A 10,935-nucleotide genomic window follows, 5' to 3' on the forward strand; every position below is an offset into this window, starting at 1 on the left:
ATACGGGGAAACCGATGGTGTGCCGCTGGATGAACTTGGTGTAGCGGTTGGATTCGGCGGTGGCGTGGCCCCCGTGGACGGCGATGGTGCAGTTGAGCTTTTCGGCCTCGGCGTAGAACTTGTGGTACTTCTTGTCCCCCAGCAGCCCGAAGCCCACCGCCGCCACAAACACCCCGCTAAACCCCAGCTCCGTCACCGCCCTACGCATCTCCTTAATCGACTCGTCCACATTAGGGAACGGCAGCAGCGCCACCGACTTGAACGCCGCGTTGTTCTTGAGCCAGTTGTCGTGCACGTAGTTGTTGTACGCGCGAGTAAGCGCCACCAAATAATCGTCGTCCGTTATGACCGAATACGCTAGCAGCGTGGTTGGGAACAAGACCATGGTCTCCATGTTCCCTTCCTTAGCGGTCTTCAGCCAGTCCTTCTGCGTGGGAAACCCCTCCGGCCCATTGGCCCCCAGCTTGCCGCCCAGCGTCACGTCAAACCACGTGTGGATAGCCGTTATTCCGCCGCCGATAGTCCCCTTCTTATCTGGATAGTATCGATGGATCCGCTTTTTTATCTCCCCATACGGGCCTTCCATGTACTTAATCAGGTCCTGCTCAGGCTCGTTTATATGGCCGTCCGAGTCGATTACGCCGTAGGGTATGTTCACTTTCATCTCGTATTCTCCTGTGTCGCCATATTGGAATTGCAAGACCACAATACGTCGAATCTCAGAGGCTTGCTGACGTAAGTTTACTCGATGCCTTTAGTGTGTCAAGCTTCGTAACCGAACTCTATATCTATCCAGCCAGGTCGTACATCATGCAGAGTGGCGCAACCTCCCATCTTCCAATAGACTCATGCCACTCAATTCTCTCTTTCTAGGAGACGCTCAATGGATCTCAAACTTCAAGGTAAAGTCGTCCTCATATCCGGCGGCAGCAAGGGTATCGGCCTCGCCACCGCCCGCGCCTTCGCCGACGAGGGCGCCAGCGTCGCCATCTGCGGCCGTACCCCTGCCGACCTCCAGGCCGCCCAGCAGGAATTATCCAGGCGAGGCGTCAAGATAGCCGCTGTCCAGGCCGATATCTCCACCCCCGCTGGCGCTGCCAAGTTCATCGACGACAGCGCCTCCCAGCTAGGCGGCATCGACGTCCTCGTAAACAACGCCGGCGGCGGCTTCGGCGGCAGGTCCGTCCTCACCACCACCGATGAGGAGTGGCAGAAGACCTACGATTTAAACCTTTTCCAGGCTGTCCGGCTTACCCGCCTCGCCGTCCCCCACATGCAGCGTAAAGGTTCCGGCGCCATTATCAACGTCGCCTCCATCTCCGGCTGGTCGCCCCAACTGGCCGGTACACCCCAGTACGGCTCCGCCAAAGCCGCCCTAATCTTTCTCACCGAGCGTATCGCCCTGGAATTGAACCAGTACAATATACGAGTCAACGTCGTCTCGCCCGGCTCCATCCAGCGCACTCAAGGCTGGGACCGCTTCAAGCGCGAAAACCCCGCCGCCTTCGATAGGTATGTTCGCGACGGTTTCCCCATGGGCCGCCTCGGCAACCCTGAAGAGGTCGCCGACGTTATCGTGTACCTCGCCTCCCACCGCGCCCACTGGATCAATGGCCGCCACGTCCCCGTCGACGGCCTGGAGCAGCCCGTCCCCGTCCATGAGCGCCGCCCCTGGTAAATATTTACATAACAAAGCCGAAACTCGTCGAAACTAGCCTTTAAAATGCTTGTTGCCTTGCATGCCCCCTGTCTACCCTTAGTACAACTGCTTTCTACCCACCCTCATCTAAAGGAGCTAGACATGGGCGTCACCATCTCCCAAGCTGCGACTACCCTCGGCGTGTCGGAAAAGACTGTCCGGCGTCGCATCAAAAGCGGCACCCTCCCCGCCGCCCTCGTCGGCGACCCTCCCCACTACGAAATCGACGCCGAGATCGTCAGAGGTCTTCAGACCCAAAATCTCCAGGATGACGCCCACGATGATGACGACGCCGACTTTGACAAAGGTTACCTGTCCTTAATTCATATCCTTCAGGACCAGCTTCAGGAAAAGGACCGGCAGATCAAAGAGCTGCACATCCTCCTCCAGGGCTCCCAGGAAAACTACAGCCGAATGCTCACCTCAGGCAACGGCCACAAAAAACACTGGTGGTGGCCCTTTAAGTAACCGTGACTGCTCCTTAGTTGCAAGCCTTTCTAGCCTTAAATAGAATAGGGGTAATTTAGCAGCCGCTTATAGCGGCAATAGGGGGTAGCCGTGAACAACACTTCAACCATCACCGAAAACCGCTTCTCCAGAGTCTTCGGCGCACCCAAAGAGCGCACCGTCGCCAAGGTCAAGGACGCCATGTCCCAGGTCGTCATGGACTTTATAGCCCGTTCGCCCTTCCTCGTCATGGCCACCAGCGACCCCTCAGGCAACTGCGACGCCTCCCCCAAGGGCGGTAAGCCCGGCTTCGTCCGTGTCCTCGATGACAGACGTCTCATCATCCCCGACGTCGCCGGCAACAAGCTCTTCCAGTCCTACCTAAACATGAACGATAACCCCCACGTCGGCCTCGTCTTCCTCATCCCTGGCTGCAACGATACCGTCCGCGTCAACGGTCGAGTCTCCATCCTCTCAGCCCAGGAGTTGGAAAAGCTGAACATCCAACTCTCCATCAGCAACCCCGACGACAACTCCATCCAGCTTCAGGGCATCCTGGTCGACGTGGATGAGTCCTACACCCACTGTCCCCGCGCCCTCAAGTTCGCCGAGCTCTGGAACATCGACAACATCAAGGACTGGCAAGCCGCGAGCAGCCGCCGACCCGCCTAAGTGTCCCTTGTCCTTTATACACGCCGCTTTATATAACTGCCTTCTTAAACAGCATATATCAAGCGAATAGCCTATAATTTATAACGTTGGGGCTGTAGCTCAGTTGGGAGAGCACATGCTTTGCAAGCATGGGGTCACGGGTTCGAATCCCGTCAGCTCCACCAGCTAATTAACTTCCGTACTTAAGAAACCCTGGAATTTTCAAGAATTGCGGCAGGCATTTCTATCATCATTTTTGCCGCCGATTGTTCTCCAACCAGGCTTTTTAGTTCGTCAAACCCCTTTCTTAAATCCGGTCCCCGTGGTCCTTCAGGCCTATGGGTGTCTGACGCGACTACATGGACAAGCCCCCTCTTTATCAGGACTTGCGCAGCCTTCTTGGCCTTGCTTCCAAAGCTGCCCACTGGACTTCCTGCGGTGACCTGCGCTAACACTCCCCGGCTCACGGGCCCAGTCAAAAGTTCAGGCTTCTCCTGTAGTTGTTGTCGCCGCTCTGCATGAGCAATGATAGGCCGTAACCCTTTGAGTTGAAGTTTGAATAATACATCTTCCCAATAAATGGGCAGGGCACTATGCGGCAGCTCCACTAAGATATAGCCAGAGTTATTTATAGTTAAAGCGTTGCCCCTATCAAACTGTTCTGGCGGGTTCAAATCCAGAACATTTTCCATGCCAGGAACTATTTTTATAGATAGACCCGCGCGCTCAACAAACTCGTTCAAGTTTTGGCACAGTTTCAATAGGTGCCCCACATCAGGCCAGAGCGCCTTCACGCCGCCGTGTGTCGTAGCTGCCATGACTGATGTGCCGGACGCAGCCGCAACCCTTAGGATACACACGGAAGCGTCCAGAGTCTGTGGTCCATCGTCCACCGCGGGTAGAATATGGGTGTGAATGTCTACAAACCCATTGGCAAGCCTATAGTTGTTCGTCATAAGGTTACTAGGTCACAAGGCGGCAACCCCGACCCAACATCCATCTGTTTAGGGTATTCTGGATGTTATATGGTGCGGTGCTCATCCCGCCTGAAACTATATAACCAATTATGCTTTTCGGCTCTCCGCAGAGTGGGAGTAATAATAGCAGGGCCGCCAGCTTAGCAGCGTCTCCTTCCAATTCAGCCTTGCGGACCCCGCCGCTGGTTCCATCACCCGCACAGGAGTATTTACGGCAGGCCTGTCAGCCGGTACCTATCGAGATTCCGTCGTGGTACAGGACGTAGACAGGGCCACCGGCGCGGTTATGGAGGGTAAGGCCACAGTGGCTATTTTTCAGACGGGGCAGAATAGGACGCCCGCCTCCTTGAGAGTCTTCCCTACGGCGCTAGTCGTGGAGCAGCGCGAGAACATCCAATTGGCCGCTTATGCGGTGGACGCCAATGGCCTTCTGGTGCCGGGAACTTCCATTGCCTGGGAGCTTTTAGATTCCAGGGCTGGCTCCCTGACAAGCCTGGGCCGCTTCTCCGCGGGCAATCGAAGTGGCAGTTTCCCGGACTCCATCAAAGCGTCCATACTCAACACCTACATCCAGGTCATCTTAGATGTTCAAATCATAGACCCCCTCCAGCGAGAAACCCAACCCTTCGCCTCCATATCGCCCCAGGTAGTGACTGTCATCCCAGGCCAGCCTGTGGAGTTCGTTGCCACTGCCTTAGACTCCAGGGGCCGAGTTATTACTCCACTTCATGTTACCTGGCGGCTGGAAAGCAGTCGGGCGGGCACTCTATCTGCAGGCGGCAGATTCGTCGCCGCCGACGCCCCGGGTATATACGATAACTTGGTTAGGGCGCACATCAACGCGCCCGACTATGAAGGCGGCTATTCCACCAGGGCTTCCGCCACCGTCATCGTCACCCAGCCTCCCACAACCGACTCCGGCCTCGGCCCCGCCCTGCAGCCCGCCATATTCCCGGCCCGTGTGGAGCTGTCCCCCGGCCAATCGGAGACCTTCGTTATCGTTGGGACCGACGATGCGGGCCTCCCTCTGCACAATTTGAAAGTTCAATGGCGTCTCGCCTCGCCGGAGCTTGGCCAGATAAGCGCCAATGGCCGGCTGACCGCCGGCAGCGCCCCGGGTATGTATGCGGACGCCATTGTGGCTGAGATAGAAGTCCCTTCACCCAACGGGACCACCATCAAGGAGGCCAGGGCTGCGTTAGTGGTAAGAGGCCCCCTTGATCGTGTCGAAGTCAGGCCTGGGTTCGCTGAAGTCGGGCGCAATGGACGCTTTCAGTTCCTCGCCGTCGCCTTCGATGCCAACGGCGTCAGCCTCCCAAACGTCCAATTCCAATGGGACATGGCGGACTCGAGCGCAGGCAGCATTGACCAGCGCGGCCTCTTTACGGCGTCGGGATCGCCTGGCTCCTACAATGACGCCGTCAGAGTCAAAGCCGTCCAACTGCTGGAAGTGGAGTGACCCCCGTAACATCTGCTTTGTTTGCTCTGGGCATTACAAGTTGGACAGGATAGTCTGGGCCCTTCTGACTTCTGTCTGGCTACTTTCTTATAGTGACTCACACTAAGGCCTTGCCTTATGAAAAACCATGAGCCTTTTGGGCGGAAGGGACTTGGAGTCTCGTCTGGTTCTCCCTCTTCTCCTATTGCAAAGAGCCTGTCCTGAGTACCCCCGAAGGAATAAGAGGGGGATAGAGCCTGCCCTGAGCTTGTCGAAGGGGGGTGATGAGGTGATCCTATTCTTCTCTTCCCCTTCCAGCAGGCTGTACTCAGTCCCGGTGCAGTCGGGGAAGGGGCCAGGGGATGGTATCCCGATTAAGACCAGACATGTATTGTGCGCCACACGTCTTGAATGTGGGGGTTAGAAATCATCCAGAGGTTATCAATGGAACGAGATATGAGACGTGTACTAGTTGCTGTGAGACGTCTCCAGGCAATCTCCATAGTAAGAGGAATAGACCTGCCCCAAACCTACAAACGCGACGCGCGTTTCCTCAGCAGCGTCAGCCTCTCCTTAGCCATATCAATCGCCGGCACCGGCGAAGGATCAACACCCTGCAAGATCGCCAGGTAATAGCTTGCGTAGTCCCCCAGAAGCACCGTTGAAAGTATCTGGCTCGGCGGCGTCCCGCCATGTCCCTCAACTACCCTGTAGCCTATGCCGCGCTCCCGTAAAAACTCCTCCGCAATCATATAACGATGCTCCAACTCCTCACCCAAGCATCCAGGCTTCAACAGGACAATAAAAGCCTCTCGTCCTACGTGGGACGGAAGGGAATACCCCTGTATCGAATTGTGCTGCGCCTCGGGTAAGATTTCAAAGAAAGCCCACGACTTAGCGTTCTCGTTTAACTGCGTCTTCCACCGCCTGGCCACCCCGCTGAAAATCCCCGCTCCATACACCACTATAAGGCGGTCTCTGACCTCCCGAGCCAGCCTCTTGGCCGCATTGGCGGACGTTGGGTTCTCCACCGCCAGATTAGGAGCAAATCCATCCAGTTCAGCCAGCGCGGACATCAACTCCGATGACTTATCACTGATAAGGCCAAGCTTCATAAGCAGCCCCAGGGGGACAAGGAAACTGTATCCAAAGGCGCTGCGAGGTTCGCCCTTGTAGTTGATTTCGAATAATGGAACGCCGCATCTCTTTGACTCTTCCCTTAACGTTCCTCCCGTGGTGATAGACACTACTTTGCACTTCTTGCTGACCGCTTGCCTGAAGGCGGAAAGGGCCTCCCTCGTCTCGCCCGAGTTGCTGCAAACAAGAACTAAAGTGTTCTCGTCGGCGAAATGTGGAATGCTGTAATCCCGGCACACCATCATCGGCAATTCGATTTCTGACGACACCAGGTCCGCCGCAAGCTCCCCGCCAATGGACGACCCCCCCATCCCTGCGACAACCACCCTGTTTACCTTCGCATACTTGGCCGGAATCTCGAATGCCTGAACCCTGTTCCAGGCTTCGCGGCACTGGGCTGGGAATTTACGTAGCCGCTCCCTCATTCCGGACGGGTCTTTGGAAAGATACGCTTCCGGCGTATCCAGACTATCGGAATTATTGATTCCCAATTTGTGTGTCTTAGCGTTGCTTAGTATGGGGTCCCGTCCCGAATAGTAGCTGGCTGCAAAACGGCTTGTATGATAACACACGGGTTATCCAATCGTAGCTGTTTGGCACGCCCTCTTTTATGAATTCCGGGCTCCTTTAGGCGTGACAAACCAGGTGCCGCCAAGTCTCTTTCCGATCCTCTTACTCCGCCGCCTGAACTCTCGACACCAGCCTCCCCTGCCTATCGTTAACCTCTTCCAGCATCGACTTCGCGTGCGTGCTAGACTCCATCGATATCGACGCCTCCAGCGCCTCCGCCGACTCGTCCATCTGTCCCAGGTCCCTTAAAGCCCACCCCAGCAGATACAATGTCTGCGCCTTCGACGATGCGTCACTCGCCAATGAGGTCGAGGTTTGCAGCGTGGCCAACGCTGCCTTCGGCTGCCTCGCCTGTAACTGTGCAGAAGCCAGCACCGTGTGCGACTGCCAGTACTTCGGCAGCAGTTGTGCCAGGACTTCGTAATTTCGGACCGACTTCTCATGCCACCTCGCGTCCATCTGCGCTATATAAGACGCGAACTCTCCCAACCTTGCCCACACCCTGTGGTCCATCGGATTGTACGCCACTGCGGCCTCTAGCCCCTTATACCCCTCCGTCAGCAGTCTCAACTTCTCCTGTCGATTTTTTGTTTCGTCGCTCAGCCTTTTGAGCGCCAGCGCCCTCCTGATCTGGTAGGGCCCCACGTCTGGAGTCAGCCTCACCGACTTGTCGATTTGTATCGCGCTGGCCGGCAGGTCCCCCGACTCAAGGCTCCTCTCTGACGATGCTGCCCCCATCGCTGCTTGCAAATGGTTGATGTTGGTCTGCCACACAAAGACCAGACACCCTACAGTCGCCGCCACGCCTACCCCCAGCTTCCAGTGCGTAACTTGGACCGACCGCTGAGGCTTCAATGGACTCGTTTGCGATTTGACTACGCCTGTCATGCCGGCCATCGCTATTGCCGCCACGCCCAGACCGGATAGCGCCCAGAACATAGACGTATCCGCCACCCGCGGGACACCCACCAGTTGCTCCACCGTCCGGCCCATCACGATTGAGCAAGTAAGAATCAGGGCCGATTGCAGCCAGACAGGATAAACTGCCCCTCGACTTCTCAGCAGCCAGACCAAACACGCCAGGCTAAGCGACATCAAGAACGCTAGACGGCTCATGAGGCCTAATATCCCCAGTTCCGCCAAGTCCTGCAGTATAAAATTGTGCGCATGGCCCGCCCTGCCGCTCGTTGTGTGCGATGTCTCGGCCAGCGGCAGCACATAGTCCAACGATTCCGGCCCTGTCCCCAGCAGGTACATTGACGCCGGGCTTGGACGCTCCGGCAGCTCCGGGAATCGCTCTTCGTCGTACCACTCTCTGTTCAAAATAAGATTGGCCGTCTGCCGCCACCAGTTCATCCTGCCGGTAAACGACCCGCTCGTCACCTCTCCATAGATGCTCGCTGCCCTGTCCGCCGTCGCATTCTGCGGGCCCGAATTATTTCCCGCGCCGCCCGTCGGCAATAAGGTAATCGCGAACGCCATCCCCGCTGAAGCCATAACTACTAGAAGCAAGGCGCAAAATCTCCGGCCCCCGCAAAATACCAGCGTCGCCCCCAGAAACGCCGCCACGCCTACCGCTGTCCCAACCCACGGCCCTCGGCTCAAAGTAAACGCCAGCCCCGCCATCTGCGCCGTCAATAGCGCCATTGTGATAAGCCCCGGCCACCACATCCGCTTCCCGTCGCTCATCCACAGGCTAGCCGCCATCGTCGCCAGAATCGTCATCAGCAGGAACGACCCCGCGAATATCGGGTTCCCCATCGATGCCGTCGACCTGGCCGCATCCCTCTCCAGGAACGGAGCGTTTCCAAAGTGCTGCGCGATTGCGTACCCGCCCGCCGCCGTCCCGCTCAGGACCACGGCCCACAAGATGCGCTGCGCCTGCGCCTGGCTTTTTACATGCGTTGCGATGACAGCGAAGATAGCCACGTACGACGCGATGTTGTAAAAGCTATACCCGTCGAACCCTGGGTCATGCCCCCACAGGCTGACCCTCCAAATCGGCGAAAATACCGTGGAGAGAAATGTGGCTCCCAGGAACAAAAACGCGCAAGCCCACACCCAATTCACTCGTGTAAATTTTAGCGGCTCCTGCCTGACCCCCGGCGCGCTCTTCCCGGACCGCCCTGCGCCGCCTGAAAACGCCCACTCCAGCGCCCACAACGCCATCAGCGCCGCCGCCGCCGACCGCACCAACGCCACCTTTGGCACTTCGCTGTGCCCCAGCATCCACTGCTCTGGCGCCAAGACCACACCCACCAGCCCCACTGCCATGAGCCAGCACGCCTCCTGCAGCGTCCTTATAATCAGCAAAGGCCTCACAACGTCCCCGTTTTGGACCGGCGCTTCGGCCTTCTTCTGTCTCGTGGCCAAATGACCCCCGGAAGCTTTCCAGAAGATAAAAATAAATAACCATTACATTAAGGACTCAGTCAGGTTTCATTCCAATAGAGCCAGCACCTAATCTTGGTTAGGGAACTCTCCATATGCCCAGGGAGTTTCCCCACTCCAAAAAGAATGGCTTGGCTTACGCATACCACGCGTTATTTGAGCAGACGAGGCATTGGGATGGGTCTCCTCAGGTACACCTTCTTCTCCTACCTTGTCGAAGTTGAGGACGAAGGACGAAATCTCCCCATCCTTAGCATCTATTCAATCGGGGAGGCTCGTCCGCCGTGGCGGATCGGCCCGATGTGAATTGGAAAAGGGGCTAGGGGATAATGAGGTGATCTTCATTTCTCTTCCACGTCTAGCAGACGCGTGATGCACATTGAGGGCTTGGCTTATGGAAAACCACACGCTTTTTTACCGACGGGATTTGGGTATCTCCTCAGGTGCTCCCCCTTCGGCCTGGAAGGCGAAGGGGGAGTTAGAGGGGGTTGTGGTAAATCTTTTTCTTTCCCTCTTCTCCCGTAGTCGGGAGAAGAGGGACTAAGGGTGATGAGGGTCTTCCGCTTAAAATCAAGGCCTACTTTTCATAGAACCCACCAAAAACACCCCACATCTTGTGCCCCAACACCAAAGCAGCCCAGAGACACGCCCTGCTAAACTCCCCCAAAATCGCGGAGGCCGCATCTGAACGGTCTCGTCATATCCGCCAAAGACCTCGGCAGTTTCGCCCTCGACGGCGCCTGCCAGCGATGCCTCTGGCTCAAACTCCACCTTAAACGCTTCCCCTACCAGACCTTCCCGGGCATCTTCAGCAGCATCGACTCCTATAATAAACACGTCGTTAACCGCTATTTCCATCGAGAGCGATGTCTTCCCGCCTGGCTCGCCCCCCTTGGAGAAATCGACCAGTGCGTCGACCCGCCCCACTACTCCAAATTCTCCCTCACCGACCCCTCCACAGGCGTCACCCTCCGCGGCACTCCCGACGCCATCTTTCACATGCGTGGCGGCGGCCACACCATCGCCGACTACAAGACCGCTCGATACACCCCGGGCCAGGAAACTCTCCTCCCCATCTACCACGCCCAGCTAAACGGCTACGCCTACCTCGGCAATCGGCTGGGCCTCTCCCCAGTCTCCAAAATCGTCCTCGTCTACATGGAGCCTGTCACCGACCCGGCCACCGCCTCCCTCCCCCAGTCCGTCAACGGTCAAGGCTTCATCATGTCCCTGGCCGCCCGAATCGTTGAAGTCCCCCTGGAACCCGACAAGCTAATCCCCACCCTGCTCCATAAAGCCTCCACCCTCCACAAACTGCCCTCACCCCCGCCCTCCACCAAAGACTGCAAAGACTGCCCCATCCTCTCCGATATGTTCCGCGCCATCAGTTCTTAACGGCGTTCATTTTTGCTTCCCATGTGAACGCCTAGTAAGGACTACGATATGGCGTTCATGAGAGAGTTGATGGCCTGCGAGAAAATTCCTTCTCCCCTTGTGGGAGAAGGTGTAGGATGAGGGGTGATACCCTAGCACTACAAGACACAAATTAGAGCCACCTCACACTGTTCTCTCCAATTTAGTCTGGAAGAACCAGCACGCCTCACCTTGAGACTTCGCCCCCCCCC

Annotated in this window: 9 protein-coding genes and 1 tRNA gene; 6 read left to right on the plus strand and 4 right to left on the minus strand. The window is 56.9% G+C overall.

Features of this window, described 5'->3' with window-relative positions:
- Positions 1-664 (minus strand): hypothetical protein (locus FJ320_12140; protein MBM3926702.1); only part of this gene is annotated, 664 nt, incomplete at its 3' end.
- Between the two features lie 219 nt (positions 665-883).
- Here FJ320_12140 and FJ320_12145 point away from each other — a divergent pair.
- The 4 genes from FJ320_12145 (at position 884) to FJ320_12160 (ending at position 2,982) form a co-directional block, all read left to right on the plus strand.
- Positions 884-1,678, plus strand: a complete 795-nt coding sequence (locus FJ320_12145; GenBank protein ID MBM3926703.1) for an SDR family oxidoreductase — start codon at positions 884-886, stop codon at positions 1,676-1,678.
- Between the two features lie 123 nt (positions 1,679-1,801).
- Positions 1,802-2,167 carry a helix-turn-helix domain-containing protein gene (locus tag FJ320_12150; GenBank protein ID MBM3926704.1) on the plus strand — a complete coding sequence of 122 codons (366 nt, stop codon included), beginning with the start codon at positions 1,802-1,804 and terminating at the stop codon, positions 2,165-2,167.
- Between the two features lie 90 nt (positions 2,168-2,257).
- Positions 2,258-2,818 carry a pyridoxamine 5'-phosphate oxidase family protein gene (locus FJ320_12155; protein MBM3926705.1) on the plus strand — a complete coding sequence of 187 codons (561 nt, stop codon included), beginning with the start codon at positions 2,258-2,260 and terminating at the stop codon, positions 2,816-2,818.
- An 88-nt stretch (positions 2,819-2,906) separates the two neighbouring features.
- Positions 2,907-2,982 (plus strand) — tRNA-Ala (locus tag FJ320_12160).
- Positions 2,983-3,000: 18 nt separating this feature from the next.
- Here FJ320_12160 and FJ320_12165 read toward each other — a convergent pair.
- On the minus strand, positions 3,001-3,753 hold the full coding sequence (locus FJ320_12165) for a hypothetical protein (GenBank protein MBM3926706.1): 753 nt from the start codon (positions 3,751-3,753) through the stop codon (positions 3,001-3,003).
- A gap of 271 nt (positions 3,754-4,024) precedes the next feature.
- Between FJ320_12165 and FJ320_12170 the strand changes: the two genes are divergently transcribed.
- Positions 4,025-5,233 (plus strand): hypothetical protein, encoded by a 1,209-nt coding sequence (locus FJ320_12170; protein MBM3926707.1) that lies wholly within the window; start codon positions 4,025-4,027, stop codon positions 5,231-5,233.
- Positions 5,234-5,742: 509 nt separating this feature from the next.
- Here FJ320_12170 and FJ320_12175 read toward each other — a convergent pair.
- Complete coding sequence (locus FJ320_12175) at positions 5,743-6,840, minus strand: bifunctional phosphoglucose/phosphomannose isomerase (GenBank protein ID MBM3926708.1); 1,098 nt, start codon at positions 6,838-6,840, stop codon at positions 5,743-5,745.
- Positions 6,841-7,021: 181 nt separating this feature from the next.
- A complete protein-coding gene (locus FJ320_12180; protein ID MBM3926709.1) occupies positions 7,022-9,292 on the minus strand; it encodes a hypothetical protein in 2,271 nt (756 codons plus the stop codon).
- Between the two features lie 702 nt (positions 9,293-9,994).
- Here FJ320_12180 and FJ320_12185 point away from each other — a divergent pair.
- Positions 9,995-10,705 (plus strand): PD-(D/E)XK nuclease family protein, encoded by a 711-nt coding sequence (locus tag FJ320_12185; protein MBM3926710.1) that lies wholly within the window; start codon positions 9,995-9,997, stop codon positions 10,703-10,705.
- Positions 10,706-10,935 lie beyond the last annotated feature (230 nt).

Source organism: SAR202 cluster bacterium, from assembly GCA_016872285.1.
Classification (GTDB): Bacteria; Chloroflexota; Dehalococcoidia; order Lucifugimonadales.